This window comes from Paenibacillus sp. OK003 (genome assembly GCF_900109515.1).
GTDB classification, from domain to species: domain Bacteria; phylum Bacillota; class Bacilli; order Paenibacillales; family Paenibacillaceae; genus Paenibacillus; species Paenibacillus marchantiae.
Map to the genome: position 1 here is coordinate 52,385 of NZ_FOBD01000010.1, position 21,140 is coordinate 73,524.

General features: G+C 47.0%; 24 protein-coding genes. 22 read left to right on the plus strand and 2 right to left on the minus strand.

The window, feature by feature from the left end:
• Positions 1-66 precede the first annotated feature (66 nt).
• From BMW94_RS17045 to BMW94_RS17055, 3 genes are read left to right on the plus strand one after another with little or no spacing between them, the layout of a single operon-like run.
• Positions 67-684, plus strand: coding sequence for a hypothetical protein (locus BMW94_RS17045; RefSeq protein ID WP_063566758.1), 618 nt, complete (start codon positions 67-69; stop codon positions 682-684).
• Positions 685-700: 16 nt separating this feature from the next.
• Entirely contained in the window at positions 701-1,054 is a 354-nt protein-coding gene (locus tag BMW94_RS17050; protein ID WP_063566759.1) for a 2Fe-2S iron-sulfur cluster-binding protein, read from the plus strand.
• 35 nt (positions 1,055-1,089) lie between these two features.
• Positions 1,090-1,863: a hypothetical protein gene (locus tag BMW94_RS17055; RefSeq protein ID WP_254790269.1), complete on the plus strand. Its 774-nt coding sequence runs from the start codon at positions 1,090-1,092 to the stop codon at positions 1,861-1,863.
• A 153-nt stretch (positions 1,864-2,016) separates the two neighbouring features.
• Here the strand turns inward: BMW94_RS17055 and BMW94_RS17060 are convergent, their stop codons facing one another.
• Positions 2,017-2,406: a tautomerase family protein gene (locus BMW94_RS17060; protein WP_063566760.1), complete on the minus strand. Its 390-nt coding sequence runs from the start codon at positions 2,404-2,406 to the stop codon at positions 2,017-2,019.
• A 456-nt stretch (positions 2,407-2,862) separates the two neighbouring features.
• Here BMW94_RS17060 and spoIVA point away from each other — a divergent pair, with 456 nt between their 5' ends.
• From spoIVA to BMW94_RS17085, 5 genes are all read left to right on the plus strand, one after another.
• Positions 2,863-4,341, plus strand: a complete 1,479-nt coding sequence (gene spoIVA / locus BMW94_RS17065) for a stage IV sporulation protein A (RefSeq protein WP_091000239.1) — start codon at positions 2,863-2,865, stop codon at positions 4,339-4,341.
• A 217-nt stretch (positions 4,342-4,558) separates the two neighbouring features.
• Positions 4,559-5,656 carry a sugar ABC transporter substrate-binding protein gene (locus BMW94_RS17070; RefSeq protein WP_091000240.1) on the plus strand — a complete coding sequence of 366 codons (1,098 nt, stop codon included), beginning with the start codon at positions 4,559-4,561 and terminating at the stop codon, positions 5,654-5,656.
• 109 nt (positions 5,657-5,765) lie between these two features.
• On the plus strand, positions 5,766-7,283 hold the full coding sequence (locus BMW94_RS17075; protein WP_091000241.1) for a sugar ABC transporter ATP-binding protein: 1,518 nt from the start codon (positions 5,766-5,768) through the stop codon (positions 7,281-7,283).
• Positions 7,280-8,266 (plus strand): ABC transporter permease, encoded by a 987-nt coding sequence (locus tag BMW94_RS17080; RefSeq protein WP_063566763.1) that lies wholly within the window; start codon positions 7,280-7,282, stop codon positions 8,264-8,266. Before BMW94_RS17075 ends, BMW94_RS17080 begins: the two co-directional genes overlap by 4 nt.
• Positions 8,267-8,486: 220 nt before the next feature.
• Entirely contained in the window at positions 8,487-8,759 is a 273-nt protein-coding gene (locus BMW94_RS17085; protein WP_091000242.1) for an HU family DNA-binding protein, read from the plus strand.
• 68 nt (positions 8,760-8,827) lie between these two features.
• Here the strand turns inward: BMW94_RS17085 and BMW94_RS30570 are convergent, their stop codons facing one another.
• Positions 8,828-8,989 carry a hypothetical protein gene (locus tag BMW94_RS30570; protein WP_175480743.1) on the minus strand — a complete coding sequence of 54 codons (162 nt, stop codon included), beginning with the start codon at positions 8,987-8,989 and terminating at the stop codon, positions 8,828-8,830.
• 147 nt (positions 8,990-9,136) lie between these two features.
• Between BMW94_RS30570 and mtrB the strand changes: the two genes are divergently transcribed.
• From mtrB to trpE, 14 genes are all read left to right on the plus strand, one after another.
• Positions 9,137-9,358, plus strand: a complete 222-nt coding sequence (gene mtrB / locus BMW94_RS17090; RefSeq protein ID WP_024630669.1) for a trp RNA-binding attenuation protein MtrB — start codon at positions 9,137-9,139, stop codon at positions 9,356-9,358.
• Between the two features lie 98 nt (positions 9,359-9,456).
• The gene (locus BMW94_RS17095; RefSeq protein ID WP_091000243.1) at positions 9,457-9,996 is read left to right on the plus strand and encodes a hypothetical protein; all 540 of its coding nucleotides are present in this window, start codon (positions 9,457-9,459) and stop codon (positions 9,994-9,996) included.
• Between the two features lie 113 nt (positions 9,997-10,109).
• Positions 10,110-10,973, plus strand: coding sequence for a heptaprenyl diphosphate synthase component 1 (locus BMW94_RS17100; RefSeq protein ID WP_091000244.1), 864 nt, complete (start codon positions 10,110-10,112; stop codon positions 10,971-10,973).
• A gap of 15 nt (positions 10,974-10,988) precedes the next feature.
• Positions 10,989-11,717 (plus strand): demethylmenaquinone methyltransferase, encoded by a 729-nt coding sequence (locus BMW94_RS17105; protein ID WP_090900596.1) that lies wholly within the window; start codon positions 10,989-10,991, stop codon positions 11,715-11,717.
• Positions 11,710-12,576 carry a UbiA-like polyprenyltransferase gene (locus BMW94_RS17110; protein ID WP_076288937.1) on the plus strand — a complete coding sequence of 289 codons (867 nt, stop codon included), beginning with the start codon at positions 11,710-11,712 and terminating at the stop codon, positions 12,574-12,576. Before BMW94_RS17105 ends, BMW94_RS17110 begins: the two co-directional genes overlap by 8 nt.
• A gap of 2 nt (positions 12,577-12,578) precedes the next feature.
• Positions 12,579-13,196 carry a UbiX family flavin prenyltransferase gene (locus BMW94_RS17115; RefSeq protein ID WP_091000245.1) on the plus strand — a complete coding sequence of 206 codons (618 nt, stop codon included), beginning with the start codon at positions 12,579-12,581 and terminating at the stop codon, positions 13,194-13,196.
• A gap of 338 nt (positions 13,197-13,534) precedes the next feature.
• The gene (locus tag BMW94_RS17120; protein ID WP_091000246.1) at positions 13,535-14,509 is read left to right on the plus strand and encodes a polyprenyl synthetase family protein; all 975 of its coding nucleotides are present in this window, start codon (positions 13,535-13,537) and stop codon (positions 14,507-14,509) included.
• Between the two features lie 192 nt (positions 14,510-14,701).
• Complete coding sequence (gene ndk, locus BMW94_RS17125; RefSeq protein ID WP_091000247.1) at positions 14,702-15,145, plus strand: nucleoside-diphosphate kinase; 444 nt, start codon at positions 14,702-14,704, stop codon at positions 15,143-15,145.
• Between the two features lie 24 nt (positions 15,146-15,169).
• Positions 15,170-15,964 carry a CheR family methyltransferase gene (locus tag BMW94_RS17130; RefSeq protein ID WP_091000248.1) on the plus strand — a complete coding sequence of 265 codons (795 nt, stop codon included), beginning with the start codon at positions 15,170-15,172 and terminating at the stop codon, positions 15,962-15,964.
• Between the two features lie 245 nt (positions 15,965-16,209).
• On the plus strand, positions 16,210-17,379 hold the full coding sequence (aroC, locus tag BMW94_RS17135) for a chorismate synthase (protein WP_063566771.1): 1,170 nt from the start codon (positions 16,210-16,212) through the stop codon (positions 17,377-17,379).
• A gap of 1 nt (position 17,380) precedes the next feature.
• Positions 17,381-18,475: a 3-dehydroquinate synthase gene (gene aroB / locus BMW94_RS17140; protein WP_091000249.1), complete on the plus strand. Its 1,095-nt coding sequence runs from the start codon at positions 17,381-17,383 to the stop codon at positions 18,473-18,475.
• Positions 18,476-18,480: 5 nt separating this feature from the next.
• Complete coding sequence (gene aroH / locus BMW94_RS17145) at positions 18,481-18,858, plus strand: chorismate mutase (RefSeq protein ID WP_063566773.1); 378 nt, start codon at positions 18,481-18,483, stop codon at positions 18,856-18,858.
• A gap of 48 nt (positions 18,859-18,906) precedes the next feature.
• Positions 18,907-19,068, plus strand: coding sequence for a hypothetical protein (locus tag BMW94_RS30575; RefSeq protein ID WP_175480744.1), 162 nt, complete (start codon positions 18,907-18,909; stop codon positions 19,066-19,068).
• Positions 19,069-19,557: 489 nt separating this feature from the next.
• Entirely contained in the window at positions 19,558-21,129 is a 1,572-nt protein-coding gene (trpE, locus tag BMW94_RS17150; RefSeq protein WP_091000250.1) for an anthranilate synthase component I, read from the plus strand.
• Positions 21,130-21,140 lie beyond the last annotated feature (11 nt).

Genomic DNA, 21,140 nt, shown 5'->3' on the forward strand with positions numbered 1-21,140 from the left:
ATAACATCCGCATAAACACATCATAAGAACTGACACAACGAAAACGGATGAAGGGAAGGTGAGCCGATGAGGTCGCATGAAACGGAGGATCGGACAGAGCGCTATCCGGAATTACACGCGGCTTTGCTGGAAACGGCGAAAGCTTGGGATGCAGAGCCTTATACGTGGCTGCTTGGGGGAAGCTGTGGGTTGTTGCTCCAGCAGGTGGAATTACAGCAGGCTCCCAGAGATATTGACATTTACGCTGATATCACCGCCGCGAAGTTGCTGCATAAATCTGCGCCTGGAATGGTACTGGACGAGCCTGTCGTAGATAAGACGGGACCTTATGCCTCGCTACTCAGTCATTATCAGGTAGGGACTTGTGCCTTGGAACTGGTTGGGGGTTTCGAAGTGTGGTCACGTAAGAGTTGGTACCGCATTGAAATTGAGCATGTATTGGCCGAGTATGCACCTGAAGCCAAAGTAGGTTCTTACACATTGCGTCTAATGCCGCTTGCTCATGAGCTGTTGTTCAATCTAATGAGAGGCCGTGCCGATCGTTACGAACCCATTGCAAGGCAGATTCGGCAGATGCCTGAATCACATCAACCTCTAATGACTTTATTGGGGAAGCAAAATATATGGACAAGCCGATTCAGAGCAGAAGTGGAAGAGCTCGTTGGCTTCGAATGGCCTCAGTAGGTTGGGAGGAAGAATGATGGATTACAATATTACATTTTTACCGCAAAATAAAACGATTCGGCTAAAGCCAGGGGTAACGCTGTTAAATGCTGCACGCCGTGCAGGGGTTAAAATAGCAACGCGATGTGATGGAAAGGCAGCCTGCCTGATGTGTAAGGTGAAAGTAGATTCGGAACATCTAGCAGCGCTGCATCCACCAACAGATGCGGAGAAGCGTAAGCTAGGTTCACTGCTGGATGCAGGCACTCGACTGTCATGTCAGGCGAAGGTGCGGGGATCGGTGACGGTTCATGTTCCGGAGGACCCTCTGAAGGCAGCGATTCGTAAACAGTTGGAGCGTCAGCAGCAGGAAGAGGACGATTGGTTCTAAGAATACCTGAGTGGAACGATTCAAGGAGGATACGGATGAACGTGAATATGACGAAGAACGTGAAACCAAGAGGGCAGAGGCGTCATTTGCAGAAGATGTCCTGTCTACTCTTATTCCTATTGTTTGCTTTTACAGCAACGGGGTGTATGTATCAATCCCAGAGTAATCCCGATCCCAAAATAGCTTATAGGGAAAGCGTAAGCCGTATTCAAACTGCGGTAGAAGCATTCCAACAGGATCAGGGGATTTTGCCCATGGTCAACGCAGATATGGAAACACCGAAATATGAAAAATTCAGAGTTGATCTGTCCAAGCTGAAACAGCAGGGGTATCTAGATGAAATACCCGGCACGGCGTTTGAAAGTGGTGGGAGCGCTTACTTTCTCATTCAGGATGAAGAAGTGAACCCGACAGTCAAAGTCATGGATCTTCAAACGGTACAGAAAGTAAATGATGTTCAACGAATGGTCAATCAGTACAAGTCCGTACATAACAATCAACTGCCAAGTGGGGAAGAACTGTATCCGGGGCTATACGCTGTAGATATGGAGCAAGCCGCACAGGCTGGTGCCCCAGCGGTTACACTGAATAGTGTATATTCGGGTCAGGAGCTGCCTTTCATGATGGATGACGAGGGCAATGTCTATGTAGATTATGCTTTTGACATTATGCAGGCTGTAGAGAAGTCAGATAATGCTCCAACAAAAGTGGAAGATTTGCGTGAATTCTTGCTGGAGCATTCTTACTTTGTCCCTGTAAAATCAGTCGCCTATACCTGGCAGAATAACACCCCGATTGCAACAAAGTAATAATGAGCGTTAATTCGATTCGAATGCACGCAATCTATTGATTGTCCTTAAGGTAAAAAAAAAGAGATATTCCGCATCACGGGATATCTCTTTCTTATAAGTTGGTTTATAGTCACATCATATGGTCCATAAGCTATATTCAGATTACTTTGTTCAGACCTCCACTTTATAACTCAAGTCAAGTTCATCACCGGGTAATCCCCGAATACCCCAATGACTGCGCGGTGTTTCAAATATAGTAATCTCCACATCATTGGGCGACAATTTCAACTGTTCGTTCATCCGTGTGAATAATTGCTGAATGAGTTCTTTCTTGACTTGATCTGTTCGGCCTTCGAACATGCTGATTTCAATAATGGTATACCCTGCTGAACGATCAGAGGGAAAAAGAAAATCATCCGTGTTCATGGGAAAGTAACGTTGAAACTTCTTGTTCTCCGGTAATCCCACAACATCCACCATAACGGAGTGTATAACTTGTGAAAGCTGCTCTTTCAATGGGTTCAAGTGCTCACCTAGTCCATATACTTTGATCTGTGCCACGCTCATCTCACCTTTCTCAGCTCGTTATCTCTGCTCTTCTCTGCTAAAAAATGCCTTACCTTCACAGTATACCTCCTGTACGGCTTGAACGGTACCACGAAAACCAAATCAATGATCCGGCATAAAAGCTTCGGCACGCTCATAAAGTAGATTGTAATAAAGACGCGCAGTCCGAGAGCGGGGCGATTCTCTTAAGGCAGCTACCTTGAGAAAAAAACAAAAAATACGCGTCATAATGCTGCATACGGATACATAAGATGATACTAGTCCAATTGCATGTACGAGTTAACGCCGCTTTCGCCGGTTTCATCAGAATGCAACGTTCGGCGGCGGACGACTTCCGGGCACTCACAAAGGCGGCTCTACCGTTGCAGGGATTTCAGTCTTCTGATTGAAAAAACGAAGCGGATGCTCTTTAGCATTTTTCCTTCGGAGTAATTTAGGGAGGGGATTTCATTGGAGAAAGTGGACATTTTTAAGGACATTGCCGAGCGGACCGGAGGGGATATCTATCTCGGGGTTGTCGGCGCAGTCCGGACAGGTAAATCAACATTTATCAAACGTTTCATGGAAACGATTGTGTTGCCAAACATTACAAACGAGGCAGACCGCGTGAGGGCAGTAGATGAACTGCCACAGAGCGCAGCTGGCAAAACAATCATGACTACGGAGCCAAAATTCGTACCGAATAACGCGGTTCAAATCAAGGTAGCCGAGGGACTTGATGTCAATGTGCGCCTTGTGGATTGTGTAGGTTACGCAGTGGAAGGAGCCAAGGGATACGAGGATGAGAATGGACCACGCATGATCTCCACGCCTTGGTTCGAAGAACCGATTCCTTTCCAGGAAGCTGCCGAAATTGGTACACGCAAAGTCATTCAGGAGCACTCCACACTGGGTGTGGTGGTCACAACAGATGGCACGATCGCTGAGATTGCCCGGAGTTCCTATGTGGAATCAGAGGAACGCGTCATAGCCGAACTGAAGGAAGTGGGCAAACCGTTTGTACTGGTGATCAACTCGACTCGCCCTCGCAGTGAAGAAGCGCTGCAATTGCGCAGTGAGCTTGCTGCCAAGTATGACATTCCGGTTATGACACTCAGTGCAGCTACAATGACAGAAGATGATGTGACAGGTGTGCTTCGCGAAGTGCTGTATGAGTTCCCTGTACACGAAGTGAATGTGAATCTGCCGAGCTGGGTGATGGTACTGAATGAAAACCACTGGCTGCGCAGCAACTACGAAAATTCCGTACGCGACACGGTTAAGGATATCCGGAGGCTGCGTGACGTGGATCGGGTTGTTGCTCAGTTCATGGAATATGAATTCATCGACCGAGCCGGTCTGAGCGGCATGAATATGGGGCAGGGTGTGGCAGAAATTGATCTGTATGCACCGGATGAATTATACGATCAGATCCTCGTGGAAGTGGTTGGCATTGAAATTCGAGGCAAGGATCATCTGCTGCAATTGATGCAGGAATTCTCCCATGCGAAGAGGGAGTATGATCGCTTCGCTGAGGCGCTGGAGATGGTCAAAACGACTGGCTACGGTATCGCAGCTCCATCCCTTGCCGAGATGGCACTGGATGAGCCAGAACTCATCCGCCAGGGTACCAAATTCGGCGTCCGCCTGAAAGCAACCGCACCATCCATTCATATGATCCGGGTCGATGTGGAATCGGAGTTTGCACCGATTATCGGAACGGAAAAACAGAGTGAGGAACTGGTGAGGTACTTGATGCAGGACTTCGAGAACGATCCGATCAAGGTATGGGATTCAGATATGTTCGGTCGTTCACTGCACTCCATCGTGAGAGAAGGCATTCAGGGTAAAATTGCGATGATGCCAGACAACGCACGATACAAGTTGCAAGAGACGCTGGGACGTATCATTAACGAAGGTTCAGGTGGATTAATCGCCATCATTCTGTAACTCCAAAAGGCCGTAGGGGTACCCCTGGCGGTCTTTTTCTTGTTTAATTTTCATGATTTTGGATGAACTGGATAAGATACTTTAGTTTCAAATAAAAACTTAACGAGTTTTAGCTTTAAATTACTAAAACCCATTTACATACTAGGGATTAGCCGTTATATTAATATTCAACTATTGTGATCGAGATCACAGAGAGTGTGAACAGGGGGAGAAAGAGATGAGAAGGAAAGATACAAAATGGGTATGGTTGAGTGTGCTGCTTGTATTTACATTGGCGTTGTCCGCTTGCGGAATTAAAAAAGAACCTGCTTCAACTACAGCTTCCGGAGCAACAGAGGACAAGCCTCAAACCGAAGCAGTAACAGGTCCACTCAGCGGAAAACGAATTGCACTGATTATGGAATTTAATACAGGTACGTTCTCACAGCAATATGTGCAAGGAGTTAAAGAAGAAATCGAAAAATTCGGTGGACAACTGACGACGTTTGTTGCCGATAATGATAAAGCCAAAATGGTATCGTTGCTCGATAGCGCAATTAACCAGAAATTCGATGCCATTCTAACGGATCATGGGGATTCCTTGCTGACGCCGGGCGTGAAAAAGGCAGTAGAACAAAATATCCCGGTTGTTGTGTTCGATGCAGACATTAGCGTTAAGGGCGCAACAGTGTTATCCCAGGATGACCAGAAGATGGCTGAGCTTACGCTGGAGCAAATGAAAAAAGATATTAATGGCCAAGGCAATATCGTAAAAGTATGGGTGGCCGGCTTTGCACCAATGGAACGTCGTCAGGTTGCTTATGGCAAGTTCCTGAAAGAGAACCCGGACATCAAGGAGATTGCAACGTTTGGTTCAGCTCAGAACCCGGCGCTGGATACACAAGCCAAAATGGAAGCGATTCTGAAACAATATCCAAAAGGTGAAATTACAGCAGTATGGACTGCATGGGATGAGTTCGCCAAAGGTGCAGCGCGTGCCATTCAGCAAGCAGGACGTGACGAGATTAAGGTATATGGTATTGACATGAGTGATGAAGACTTGCAGATGATCCAGGATCCGAAAAACCCTTGGGTAGCTTCCGCAGCAGTTGATCCAACAGACATTGGACGTGTTCAGGTTCGTTATGCGTATCAGAAGCTGAATGGGGATGAGACAGAGGATCAAGTGGTTCTCAACCCGGTCTATGTACAGCGTGATGCGCTGCCTGACAAACAAATCTCCACTTCAGAGCTGTCCGAGTATGTTGAGGGCTGGGGAGGAAGTATACAGGGAATCAAGGATTGGATGTCCGAATACGGAGTTACTGCTAAATAAAACAGCGTAACGGAGGCGCGCCGCAAGGTGCGCTTTTTCCAACCATGATGAAATAAAACGACATGAGAATAGTGATACTCCCGGAGGGGAGCGATTGGAGGTTTGCGTCATGAGTACTGCACCCATTCTGCTTCAAATGGAACATGTCCACAAGCAGTTTTCAGGCATTCCTGCACTGAAAGACGTGGAGTTCTCCGTCAAAGGCGGGGAAATTCACGCGCTGCTTGGTGCAAATGGTGCTGGCAAGAGCACATTGATGAAAATTCTGTCTGGTGCCTATCAACTGGATCAGGGTACTATCCAACTAAATGGGCAAACGCTTCATCTGAATTCACCAGGCGATGCCAAAGCGAGTGGGATTCACTGTGTGTATCAGGAGGTGGATGCTGCGCTGGTTCCCCAATTGACAGCTGCCGAGAACATTATGCTGGATCAATTGGCGTCGCCTGGCGGAGGTTGGTGGAAAAGCCCTCGGAAACTGCAACAGCGTGCGGCTGAAGCTTTGCAGCAACTGGGAGCGAGTATATCCGTTCACAAAAAAGTAGCCGACCTGACGCTTGCGGAGAAGCAGATGATTCTGCTCGCACGTATTTTGATTCAGGATGCCAAGGTCATTATTTTTGATGAACCAACTGCACCGCTGAGCCAGGAAGAAACGGACGCTTTTTTTCGAATCGTACATCTGCTGAAAGAACGCGGAGTGGCATGTATTTTCATTACTCACCGTCTTCCTGAAGTTACAAGTCACTGTGACCGTGTTACCGTTATGAGAGATGGACAACATGTGTTTACGGGTGAGGCACAAGAGCTTACGATCAATGATCTGGTGACACAGATGCTCGGAAAACCGTTTGAGGAGGAGTTCCCCAAGACAGAAGCACCGGTAGGCGAAGTGTTGCTGGAAGCGCGAGGACTTCGGCGTGGAGTCCGAGTTAAGGGTGTGGACCTGTCTGTTCGTCGAGGCGAAGTACTGGCTGTGGTAGGGCTTGTAGGGGCGGGGAAAACGGAATGCTCCCGCTTGTTGATTGGTGCAGATCGGCTGGAGAGTGGAGAGATTCGGCTTAACAATCGTGAACTTCACCTTTCCCAACCTGCTGACGCTGCGGCTCTGGGCATTGTCTCCGTGCCTGAGGAACGGCGGAAACAGGGGATTCTGATTGAGGAAAACGTGGAACGGAATTTGAGCCTGCCTTTGCTTGGTCGTCTTAGTAGATTAGGTTTTGTAAGTCGAAAGCAAGAGCGTGAGAATGCGGAATCTTTAGTGCAGCAACTCGGGATCAAAGCATCGTCAGTGCGGCAGGAAGTGAAGTTTTTAAGCGGTGGCAATCAGCAAAAGGTGGCCATTGGCAAATGGCTGAATGCGGACGCAGACGTCTTTATCTTTGATGAGCCGACAAAAGGTGTGGATATCGGCGCCAAAAGTGACATTTTTCGCATCATTAACGAACTGGCTTTGGCAGGTAAAGCTGTTATCTACTTCACGTGTGAACTGGATGAAGGAGTGGGCATTGGTGACCGGATTGCAGTCATGTGTGAAGGGACCATTGTAAAGGAATTCAAACGGGGCGAGACTAACCAAGAACAGCTGCTATACTATGCAAGCGGTGGACAAGAGGTGGAAGCATGAAGGATAAATCATTGGATTTTGCGTTCCGTTATGGCGCGATTATCGTTATTATTGGTGTTATCGCATTTTTCGGTATTAAATTGCCTTATTTTTTCACGTATAGTAACTTGACCGATATTTTGGGTTCAATCTCTATCGTGACATTTGTGGCGATTGGTGTTACCTTATCTCTCATTGTAGATGGATTTGACCTTTCGGTAGGGGCGACCGTCTCGCTAACTACTGTCGTTACCGCTTCATTAATGATATGGTATCAGCAGCCACTGGCAGTTGTCATTATCGTCCCATTGATTATTGGGGCTGTAATTGGTTGGCTTAATTCCTTGCTGATCGTGAAACTCCGTATTCCGGATCTGCTGGCTACACTTGCTACAATGTACATTATCGGTGGGATTCACAAAACGTATGCTCAAGGATACACGATCTATAACCATATGCAGTTTCCAGACGGAAGCAAGGCTGCCGGAGAGATGGACCCTACATTTCTGCAGCTTGGGCAGGGAAAATGGCTGGGAATGCCGATTTCGGTCATCCTGTTGCTCATTGCGGTTATCGGTGTGCATATCTTTTTGACGTATACAAAGTATGGGCGCCAGATGTACGTTACGGGGGGCAATGAAGAAGCGGCACGTCTATCCGGCATCAAGGTAAAAAAGGTGCGTACACTCGCTTATGTAGCTGCTGGAGTGTTTGCTGCAATCGGCGGTATTATCTATGCATCCAAAGTAGGTTCAGGGCAAATTGATGCAGGATCTCCGTTGTTAATGGAATCCGTGGCCGCTGTGTTTGTCGGATTCTCCGTATTTGGTGCAGGTAAACCAAACGTAATCGGAACATTCATTGGCTCGGTTCTCATTGGTGTACTGGTGAACGGTTTGACGATGATGAACGTTCAATATTTCACGCATGATATTGTAAAAGGTGGGGTGCTCGTGCTTGCCCTGGCCGTTACATTTTACGTGTTAAACCGCAACCGCACTTGAAATTGTGTGCTGTCTGTATTAGTATAAAATTTGTTCGGCGTCTGAAACAACCTTTGTTTCAGGCGGCATTCTGCCGGAAATGACTGTTGACCGCAGGTCGAGATTTGTGTTCATCACGCTCAAGATGTACGTAGATTTTTTGTGTATGAACGTATATTTCGCAATAAAACGGAAACACAGTATAACATTCAGGACATTGATTCAGGAGGTGAAAAAACAAATGAACAAATCAGACTTGATTACACACGTGTCTGAAGCGACTGAATTGTCCAAAAAGGATGTAACGAAAGCGGTTGATGCCGTATTCGAAGCAATCTCTGGGGCTCTTCAAAGCGGAGACAAAGTACAATTGGTTGGTTTTGGGAACTTCGAAGTTCGCGAGCGCTCTGCACGTAAAGGACGCAATCCGCAAACAGGTGAAGAAATCGAAATTCCTGCGAGCAAAATTCCTGCATTCAAACCAGGTAAAGCGCTCAAAGACGGAATTAAATAAGATTTCTACATATTCCATATGTTGACAAAAAAAGACCGTGACTTGTTCACGGCCTTTTCTTTTGTCCGTTAATCATTTTTCTTCCTGCCGTCTAGCGACTCCGGCTCATCCGGTTGCTGCGCATAGGCAATCAGAATGAGTTCTTTTCCAGCGGCTGCAGACAGATGCTGTTCGGTTTCTTTTAACTGGTGAATATGCTCGTCTGTCAGTGCGGCGGGAATGTACTTCATAGAGACTCTCCTTTCTGTGGCAGGATCACTTGTAGTATGACCTGGGAGTAACAGATTATTGCGCTCCGTTCACATAAAGGCTGGTTGACAAATGAAACAATCTTTATCATCATTAACGCTATTGAACAAGGAGAGGGGATGTGCGTGATGGATCATCCAACCGGCAGTGATTATATCGTAATTAAGGCGGAGGAAAACGGTGTTCAGGTGATCGGCTTAACCCGAGGACAGGATACCCGCTTCCACCATACGGAGAAGCTGGATAAGGGAGAAGTCATGTTTGCCCAATTTACCAATCATACTTCCGCCATTAAAATCCGTGGAAAAGCCACGCTGATTACGAAGCATGGACAAATTCAGTCGGAATAATGAAAATTGCAGGCATAGCCTGCTTTTTTTCGTTGTAGAATGAGGTATGAGCCTTTACCGGACAGACTACACTAACAGGTAAGGGCAGGGAGGCATTTATGAAACCGCGGATGATCGTGACTGCTTCACTGCTGGCAACGGTTGTGGCGGTCCTTCTGCTTGTTGCCATACAAACCTTACATATGCGTACCTTGGGCGGTGAAAACATACAACCCGTTTCTGCAACGCAGCATCCAGTCCAGCTAACGGAAGACAATCTGGTGGACGTGCTGAGCACCATGAAATTATCGACACCCATTGCCAGGGTGGAGTGGAAACAATCCATTTTGACGCTCGATCTAAAGGTTACCGGAACCAGCACAAGTTACACTGAAATTTATGGTAATATGGCTGCTGTGGCAGATCTAGGCTTTCGAAGTCTGGATAACGTGGAACAGGTGATGCTGCGTGTCATGGCAGAGGATGAATGGCTTCACAAAAGACATTTATTGCTCGCTGCCGATTTTCGGCGTGGGGAATGGCCGATGTATGCAATCGAAACGCTTCGAGACTGGAACAGTCCGATCCTCTCGGACGAATTGAAGGACTGGTTTCACATGATGGAGACCGAACTTTGGAAGAAGCAATTCGAAATGTAAAGTCAGGGGTAATAGAATAGCATGATTCAGTGCGTGCCCGATAAACATATGCTATAATATATAAGATTGTAGTGCAGAAATGGTTTAACAATGCAAAGGCTCGGAGGCTGAGAATGAATTCATATCGCGTACCCCAACTAGCAAAGAAATATACGGATTACGACATGATTCGACAACATACGGAAATCCCATCATTTCCGGATAGCCGGGCTCGTCTGCTGCAGGTATTTGTGGGCCGCACAGACGAAAAGGTTCATGATGAGCTATACGCTCTCGCAACCTCGCTCGTTCAGTTGGCCATGGATACGCATGATCGAATCGATACGATATCCGGAGAGCGTAGAGAACTGGAGATGCGTTCACGCCAGCTGAACGTGCTTGCCGGAGATTATTTCAGTAGCCGTTTCTATCAGTTGCTTGCCCATGCTGGCAAAATTGAAATGATCGGTAAACTTAGTGGTGCTGTATCCGAAGTGAATGCTCGCAAGATGACGCTGTATGAACGGATGAAAAAGCTTCTCGTTTCGGCTGAAGAATACTTGCGTGAAACAGTGCAGCTGAAGATGCAGCTGTTTCTTTCTTTTACAGGCATGATCCGCGATAACGAAGCATCGCTTTGGAACGACCTGTTGGCCGAATTCAGCTACTGCGAGGCAATTATGGAAGAGCTGCAGCGGATGAATGACGAACAGAATTTTTATCACAGTTATGCTTTCTGGCATATATACGAGCATGGCAATGACGACGAGCGTAATATGCTGCGTCAGCCGGAGCAGGATACAAGAGCATGGAGCGGTATGGTGCTGAAGTATCGGATCGGCGAGTTTTTGCTGGACAAGCTTCGTGAGTGTACACACCGTATACAACTGTTGCTGCAAGACGAGGAAGATCAACTGGGCCTGCATGAGATCAATGCAATCCTGGAGCCTTACCTGACGTATTTGCAGCCTTCACATGCGGCAGTAAGGGAAGATTGAGGGGGAGACAGACGAATGGGGAGCGGAGAGACCAAACCTAAAGAAGAATTTGTCCATTCTGTTTTTCAGAGTATAGCCGGTAAATATGATGTCATGAATGATATTTTGAGTTTCCGCAGGCACAAGGCTTGGCGTAAATTCACCATGAAGAAGATGAATATGTCCAAGGGCGATACCGGTCTTGATTTGTGCTGCGGCACATGTGACTGGACGCTTGCGATGGCTGAAGCAAGTGAAACAGGTCACATGCATGGGCTGGATTTCAGCAGCAACATGTTGGAGGTTGGACAAACCAAAGTTGACGCTGTAAATCGTCAAAAACAAATTACGTTGGTACAGGGCAATGCGATGTCGCTTCCCTTCGAAGACAATTCATTCGATTATGTGACGATTGGATTTGGACTGCGCAATGTACCGGATCTCAGACAGGTTCTGTCGGAGATGAAGCGTGTAGTAAAACCGGGTGGCATGGTGGTGTGTCTGGAATTGTCCAAGCCGACATGGCAGCCGTTTAAAGGTATTTATTATTTTTATTTTGAACAAGTATTACCCAATCTTGCCAAATTGTTTGCCAAACGTTATGAGCAGTATAAATGGCTGCCGGACTCACTTGCACTTTTTCCAGGAAGGAAGGAACTGGCCGATATTTTCGCTGAAACTGGATTAAAGCAAGTGCAGGCCTATCCTCTGACCGGAGGTATTGCGGCATTGCATATTGGAACCAAGGAGAATCAGCATGTTTAGGAAAATTCGCATCTTTTTAGAAATGATCAAGATTGAACACACGCTTTTCGCTTTACCTTTTGCATTTATGGGAGCCATCCTCGGTTCCATGGTAGTGAATGATACATTCCCGACCTGGATGCAGATTATGTGGGTATTACTGGCTATGATTGGTGCAAGAAGTGCTGCTTTTGGCTTGAACCGCATGATTGACCAGGCCATAGACAAGAAAAATCCACGTACCGCGATGAGAGCAATTCCGGCCGGTTTGTTGAAAAACGGTGAGGTCGTTATTTTTATCATAGTATCATTTGTGCTCTTGTTCTGGGCCTCATCCAACCTTAACGTGTTATCCATGCAGCTGTTGCCGATAGCTGTATTTATGCTGGTATTGTATTCATATACCAAACGTTTCACCTGGTTGTGCCACATAGTTCTTGGTATGACCATTGGTCTGGCTCCACTTGGAGGTTGGGTAGCGGTAACGGGCACGATGGATTGGACAGCGATTGTGCTGTACGTTACGATTGTGTTCTGGACTGCAGGGTTCGATATCATCTATGCATGTCAGGATCTGGATTTTGATCAGGGCGAGGGGCTTCATTCCATACCTTCCCGTTTTGGTCTTAACAAATCATTGCAGATCGCAAAGTTCTTCCATGTGATTACCGCAATCGGTTTTCTTGCTTTGTTATTGTTGACCGATCTGAGCTGGTGGTATGGAGCTGGAATGCTGATTACTTATGGTATCCTCTTCTATGAACACTATATTGTATCGCCAAATGACATGAGCCGTGTACAAACCGCATTCTTTACGATGAACAGTGTGCTGAGTTTAGTGGTATTTACGTTTACCCTGATTGATTTGGCGGTGAAATAAAGATGCAGCAGCCGGACAATAAACGACTAGTTGTCGGAATTACCGGGGCCAGTGGAAGTATATATGGCATCAGATTAATTGAAACGCTGCTTGATCTGGAATACACTGTGCATCTGGTGATTTCCAATGCCGGGTGGCGTGTATTGAAAGAAGAAATGGACTGGGATGTTACGAATCGGGACCGTGTGCTGGAAGAAAAATTCGGCGGCCGTCCGGGTTCCCTAATCTATCATCCCGTTAGTGATATTGGCGCCTCTATCGCAAGTGGTTCTTTCCTAGCTGAAGGCATGATTATTATGCCATGCTCCATGGGTACTCTTTCCTCCATTGCACAAGGGTCATCGGACAATCTGATGTCCAGGGCTGCTGATGTCATGATGAAAGAAGGAAGAACGCTGATTCTGGTGCCACGTGAGACACCACTGCATGCCATCCATCTGGAAAACATGCTGAAGCTCTCACGGCTTGGTGTCCGAATGATACCGGCCATGCCTGCTTTTTATTACAAACCTCAAACGATGGATGAGTTGATTCTGTTTCTGGTGGGTAAAGTGCTCGATAGTCTACGCATCCCGCATCAACTGTTTACCAGATGGGGAGAACCGGATGAACGGGGATAGCTTCTGAGCTTCCTGCAATTTTGAATCTGCTGACCGAATTGCAGGGACCTTGCTGTCCCCCAATCCCGGGGTATTGGTGAGCGCTGATGGTGATGTTTGGATGGAACCACAGCCTTGACCCATGCTCCGGCAACTTCTGTACTTATGTTTCAGAACAAGTCGCAGAGTTTAATTCCCGGATGTCGGCCTTGACATTCGAAGAAGATTAGTAACGTCTTAGAAGAATACAAGCAGGAAAGGCAAGCCCTGGTTTTTCGTTATGCCTGCAGGCCCGACTTGCTGGAGGGGAAGGTAAGCATGGATTTATGGACTGACAATACGCTGACACGGGTGAACGAATGAAACTATTGGATATTTTCGGGTTGTTAAAAAAAGACATGGATTACATTGAAAAAGAGCTCTATCGCAGTGTTCAGGGAGAACAGAAGCTGTTAAGCGAAACGTCACTTCACCTGCTCAAGGCAGGGGGGAAGCGTTTGCGTCCGGTATTTGTGTTACTCGGTGGGAAATTTGGTACATACGACATTGAACGTTTGAAGCTGGTTGCGGTTCCGCTCGAACTGATTCATTCGGCTTCTCTGGTTCATGATGATGTTATTGATAATGCCGCGACACGCAGAGGTAAACCAACGGTGAAGTCCAAATGGGATAATCGGATTGCCATGTATACGGGAGATTATATTTACGGCAAGGCCCTTGAGATGACTGCGGGCCTGTCCGATCCGGCGATACACCGTATTCTGGCCAAAGCGATGGTGCAGATGTCCATTGGTGAAATGGAGCAAATTCGTGACTTTTTCAATACGGGACAAAGTGTACGTAATTATCTCTTGCGCATTCGTCGTAAAACGGCGCTTCTTATTGCTGTCAGCTGCCAGCTGGGGGCGCTTGCTACTCGTGCGCCGGAGCATGTATCTTCGTTGCTGTACACCTACGGTTACAACGTGGGTATGGCGTTCCAGATTCAGGACGATGTACTTGATCTGGTTGGCACCGAGAAGCAACTTGGCAAGCCTCCAGGCAGTGATATGAAGCAAGGAAATATTACGCTGCCTGTACTGTATGCATTGCAGGAACCCAACTTGCATGAACCTTTGCTGGAGGAGATAAGTCGTGTCCAGCACGAGGAGGGACGGGCGAGTGCATCCGATGCAATTGGAATGATTCGCCAAAGTCAAGGAATTGCTAAAGCAGAAGCCTTGGCTGACCGATATATGAAGAAAGCGCTCGATGCTCTGGATCAACTGCCTAACATCAAGACCACCAAAAACTTGCGTGATATCGCTCATTTTGTGGTCAAACGTACGCATTAATATGTTTGGACATTACTCTGCTATGGAGGGTGCCTTTTCATGAAATGTAGTTCCTGATGTAGCTGTTCTCACTCAAAAAATTAACGTTCATGTGATATTCCTCATTGGGAGGATTTGGACATGTATGTTACAATCAAAGGGATTGCGTTTACATAATGAAATAACTTTGAACCGTGAGTGAGGAGTGAGCCTATGGATCGTACATTTTTGATGGTGAAGCCGGATGGTGTGCAGCGTGGTTTGATAGGGCGTATCGTTAGCCGTCTGGAAGACAAAGGATTTAAGTTGGTGGCAGGCAAGCTGGTGCAGATGTCTGAAGATCAGGCCAAACGCCATTATGCTGAACATGAGGGAAAACCGTTCTTCGATGATCTCGTTCGTTTTATCACATCTGGTCCTGTATTTGCTATGGTCTGGGAAGGTGACGACATCGTGGCGCTTGCGCGCATCGTAATCGGTAAAACCAATGTGAAGGAAGCGGATCCGGGTACAATTCGTGGAGATTTCGCCAGCCACACACCGCATAATCTGATTCATGGGGCGGATTCGCCGGAAAGCGCCACTCGTGAAGCAGAAAACTTCTTTGCTCCAGATGAGCTGGTGACGTACGACAAGAGCATCGCAGCCTGGTTGTAATTTTTTAGCCAGAAGGGTGATACGATGCTGGAGCAGGAACAACTACTAGACCCGGATTACGCCGGATTTATTCGGAAAATCAAAGAGAGCACAGGCATTGATCTTGCTCAATACAAGGAAGGCCAGATGAAAAGAAGGCTGACCACACTTCGTAACAAAAACGGATTTCATACGTTTGTTAATTTTTTTGATGCCATGCAAAAGGACAAGTCTCTGTTTTATGAGTTTCTGGATCGCATGACCATTAACGTCTCTGAATTTTGGCGTAACCCCAATCGCTGGGAAGTACTGCGGGATGAAATCCTGCCTGAGTTGCTGGGTCCGAAGCGTGGCGTTAAGGTGTGGAGTGCCGCTTGTTCCACAGGCGAAGAACCTTACACTTTGGCGATGATTCTGGACACGATGGGCATTCTTAAGGGAAGCTCCATTACGGCAAGTGACTTGGACGAAGGAGCTCTCGCTAAAGCCAAGGAAGGGCGTTATATGGAGCGCTCGCTCAAAGATGTACCAAAGGAAACAGCCAATCGATACTTCAAGCAGGATGGCTTGGTGTACCGTATTGATGAACAACTGAAAAGTTCAGTCAAGTTCATGAAGCAAAATCTGCTGTTGGATCGTTTTGACGAAGGATATGATCTGATTGTGTGCCGCAATGTCATGATCTATTTTACCGAGGAAGCCAAAAACCTGTTGTATCATAAGTTTGCAACAAGTTTGCGTCCAGGCGGTATTTTGTTCGTGGGCAGTACGGAACAGATTTTTTCACCGGGACAATATGGTCTGGAGACAGCGGAAACATTCTTTTATCGCAAAAAATAATTTCAATTATTTCATAACCGTCTGGCGTGCACATGTATATGTGTCCAGGCGGTTATTTGCATAATGGATGAATGGATATTCTCAGACACGTCGGAATCTCAATCAATCACCATTCGAGTCCAATCTATTTTAGGACAAGAAACGACCGGCTTTCTTGTCAAAGCCGGTCAGCTATACTATAATAAGCAAAGAAATTATGGGATTTTAGCAATGTGAAGTTTAACAGTTTAAAGGGGGAACGTATTATGAGTTTACGCTATTTAACCGCAGGGGAGACACACGGACCCCAATTAACCGCAATTATTGAAGGCTTGCCAAGCAATCTGAATATTGACTTTGAAGAGCTGAATTTTCAGCTTCACCGCCGCCAGAAGGGATATGGTCGTGGACGTCGCATGCAAATTGAGAAGGATCAGGCCAATTTCGTTGGTGGTATCCGTCACGGATATACAACAGGTGCTCCCGTAGCATTGGTTGTTCAAAATAATGACTGGAAACACTGGCAGAATATTATGAATATTGAGCCGATTGAAGGCAGTGACGAAGAGAAACGTCGCGTTCATCGTCCACGTCCGGGACATGCTGATTTGAATGGCGGGCTCAAATATAACCTGAAAGATTTGCGTAATGTGCTGGAGCGTTCCAGTGCGCGTGAAACAACCGTGCGTGTAGCATGTGGTGCTATTGCACGTCAATTCCTTGCTGAATTCGGGATCAAAGTAGCTGGACGTGTGTTGCGTATCGGCGAGATTGAAGCTCCTTACCAAGATCTGCCCATCGATGAACTGATCGAAGTGACAGAAGCTTCCTCCGTACGTGTAACCGATGCAGAAACCGAGAAGAAGATGGAAGCCTACATCGACCAGATCAAACAGGAAGGCGACTCCATCGGTGGAATTGTGGAATGTATCGTTGAAGGTGTGCCTGTGGGTCTTGGTAGCCACGTACAATATGACCGTAAACTGGATGCACGGATTGCTCAGGGCGTAATGTCCATTAACGCATTCAAGGGTGTGGAAATTGGTATCGGGTTCGAAGCCGGAACGATTCGTGGTTCTCAGGTGCATGATGAGATCGTGCATAGTGAAGAGCGTGGTTATCACCGAGCTACCAATCGTTTGGGCGGATTCGAGGGCGGCATGACTAACGGTATGCCAGTTGTAGTACGTGGGGTTATGAAACCTATTCCTACGTTGTACAAACCACTTCAAAGTGTGGATATCGATACCAAAGAAGCATTTACAGCTCAGGTTGAGCGTTCTGATGCATGTGCTGTTCCGGCAGCGAGTGTCGTTATGGAGCATGTGGTAGCCTGGGAAATTGCAAAAGCCTTCCTTGAGAAATTTGGCGGAGACTCCATGGAGGAAATCCGCGCGAACTTTGCCAACTACAATAATCAACTGGAGAATTACTAAGATGCGCCAGCTGACAGTGCAGTTGGAGGAGCGCTCTTATCCAATCCTGATTGGCAGCGGCCTGTTGGCTCAAGCGCCTCAATATTTTGAGCAATATGGCTTAACCAAAAAAAGCCCCTTACTCATTATTACTGATGAGCATGTGGCACCCAAATACTTGTCCGATCTGGAACAAACATTGCGTACGGCTGGTTTTACGGTCGTCTCCGCAATTGTTCCAGCGGGTGAAACCTCGAAATCCCTTTCGGTATATCAGGATATGATGACTGTCGCCATCGAAGGCAAACTGGACCGCAGTTCGGCGATTGTTGCTCTAGGCGGGGGTGTAGTAGGGGATCTGGCTGGTTTTGTTGCTGCTACATATATGCGTGGAATCAAGTTTGTACAAGTACCTACGACGATCCTGGCGCATGACAGCAGTGTTGGCGGCAAGGTGGCTGTCAATCATCCGCTGGCTAAAAATATGATCGGTGCATTCCATCAGCCAGAGCTGGTGCTCTATGATGTGGATACGCTTCAAACCTTGCCGCCACGCGATGTCTCTGCTGGATTGTCAGAGATGCTGAAGCACGGACTGATTCGGGACGAAGCTTTTGCTTACTGGTGTGAGGAGCACGCGGATGAGCTGCTTGCCCTTGATCCGGAGGCTTTGGGATATGGCTTGGAACGAGGCTGTGGTATCAAGGCAGAGATTGTATCGCGTGACGAACGTGAAAATGGAGAACGTGCATTGTTAAACCTGGGTCATACGATTGGTCATGCCATTGAAGCGATTGCCGGTTATGGCGAATTTCTGCATGGTGAAGCTATCTCGATTGGTATGGCGGGCTCGGCCTTGCTCGGCGAGAAGTTGGGAGCCCCAGCAGGACTTTATGACGATACGGTTCGGATGCTGCGTTCACTGCGTCTACCGGTGACGATGCCAAAACATTTGGATACAGATGCATTAATGGATGCAATGATGCACGACAAAAAGTTCCGTGAGGGCCATATGGTCTTCATTATTCCTGACCGGATCGGCGCTGCCAAAATTGTGAAGGATGTACCGGTTACGGCAGTACGCGACGTCATTGAAATGCTCAAGAAGGGAGATTAAAAGCGATGGTTACTCGGGGAATTCGCGGGGCTACTACGGTCACGCATAATAACGAAGAACATATTTTGAAAGAAACGGCTGTACTATTGCAGGAAATCGTGGATCGTAACGAGATCCAACCCGAAGATATTTGCAGTGTGTGGATTACGATGACTGGAGATCTGGATGCTGCTTTTCCAGCAAAGGCAATTCGCCAATTGGATGGCTGGGAGCTTGTACCCTTGATGTGTGCGCTGGAAGTTCCGGTTGCAGGCGCCTTGCCACAGTGCATCCGTTTTATGGTACATGTTAACACTGCAAAAGGTCAGAATGAAATCAACCATGTGTATCTTAACGGTGCACAGTCTCTGCGTCCTGATTTGGCGGCACCTTCCAATTCGTAAGATAGAGTGGTTGTCAAATCATTCGGAATGATGTATAGTGAGAACCAGTTGAGTAGAGTAGAGATTGAGCTGAGAGCAGCTGAGATGAGTGGAGTATATAGCAGAGTCCAGCGGGTGGTAACCGGAGCAACAGAAGCCGGTCAACTGATTCGCGGTACGTCGTGCTACGGAATTATTGGAAACAGGATGAAGGAATGCAAACGTGTCTAACGACATCGTTTTGTTTAGGTATAACACGACCAATATCCTCATGCATTTCATGAAAGAATGAGTGCTTTGGATGAGATCAGTGTATGCCACTACAATTCCTTTGTAATTGATGAATTTATAATTCATCCATACAACAGCCTGTGTGATAATTCGGTAAGGATGCATGTATAGGGACTTGTTATTTATGAAGCACCAACCTGTTGAAACAGCTTATAACCAAACCTCTACCTGAATGGTAGAGGTTTTTTTGTTGTATATTGAATTGTTTCTTCTACCCATATAGGTTCAACTAAACTTTTTACACAAAAACGGAGAGGACAGAAATAACCTGAAGAAGTGGAGCGTTCGCCTTTATCACCGGATTTTCCCTTTAGAAAGGGAATCAAAAAAATCTGGGGATAACAGCGATCGGAAGGTTGTTCTGTCATCGGAGTGCTCAGTGTAAACCTCTTTAGTTGAACTTATATAAATCTGAAAGGACGTGATCTGATGATAACGCCAAACGTTAATCAAGTACTGAAAATGTCGAATGAATATAATCTGATTCCGGTAGTCAAACGGATTCTGGCAGACATGGAGACCCCAATTCGGATTTTCCGCCGTTATGCTGACAACGACCGGGCATTTCTGCTGGAAAGTGTGGAGGGTGGAATTCAATGGGCGAGATATTCCTTCATTGGCACAGATCCGTTCCTGATGATTTCCGCCAAAAAAGGCCGGATCGTGGTAGAAGAAGCGGGACAGATTCGAGAACTGCCAGGCAAGCCGATTGAAGAGCTCAAAGCGCTGCTCCGTAAGTATCGTAGTCCGAAAGATGATGAACTGCCGCCATTTACTGGCGGGGCCATTGGTTTCTTTGGATACGACCTGCTGCAATATTATGAGAAGCTTCCGGCCCACGCGCTGGATGATCTGAAAATGGATGATATTCGCTTCATGTTCTGTGACCAGATTATCGTGTTTGACCACGTGAAGCAGCAGATGCTGCTCGTCGGCAATGTGCACGTGAAAGAGGGTGCAACGGATGATGATATCCGTCAAGCCTATGCTTTAACTTCTGAGAAGCTGGAGCAGGCAGCTGAACGCTTGCAGCAGCAAGGACCAGGGGAGAACCTGAACCCGCGTTCCATCCCAGGAGACGTGGAACTGGGGGATATCCAATCCAATCTCACGAAGGAACAGTTTATCGGGAATGTAGAGCAGGCCAAAGAGTACATTCGGGCAGGAGATATTTTTCAAGTGGTGTTATCCCAACGTTTCCATATTGATACCGAAGTTTCTCCGCTGCATGTATATCGCGTGCTTCGGACGTTGAATCCATCACCTTACATGTATTATCTGAAGATGGACGATGAAATTATCGTGGGGACTTCACCGGAAGCATTGGTAAAAGTGGATGGAAACCGCGTAGAAACAAGGCCGATTGCCGGAACTCGTCCAAGAGGAGCTACGGAAGCAGAAGATCGTGCATTGGCGGCAGATCTGCTGCAGGATGAGAAGGAACGTGCAGAACATCTGATGCTTGTTGATCTGGGACGTAATGATCTGGGACGTGTGTCTAACTTCGGAAGTGTGAAATGTGACATGTTCATGGAAATTGAACGATATTCCCACGTCATGCACATGGTGTCCAACGTTACAGGTGAGCTAAGAGAAGACAAGGATTTCTTTGATGCATTTCTTTCGTGTTTGCCGGCGGGTACGGTATCCGGTGCGCCGAAGCTACGTGCGATGGAGATTATCGCGGAACTGGAAAAAGAAGCACGGGGTGCTTATGCAGGTGCTATCGGTTATCTTGGTTTCTCGGGCAACATGGACTCCTGTATTACAATCCGAACGATTATTTTCAAAAAGGGAAAAGCTTATGTGCAGGCTGGAGCCGGAATCGTATGGGATTCGGTGCCTGAGAATGAATATGAAGAAACCGTAAATAAAGCCAAAGCGTTACTTAAGGCGATTCGTACAGCAGAAGCGATGTTTCCTGCCAAAGAGAAGGATCACACCTTGAAACTTGCCAACGCCGATTATTTTGTTACCCCAGCCACGGCTGCACAAAACTGAGAGAGGAGAGA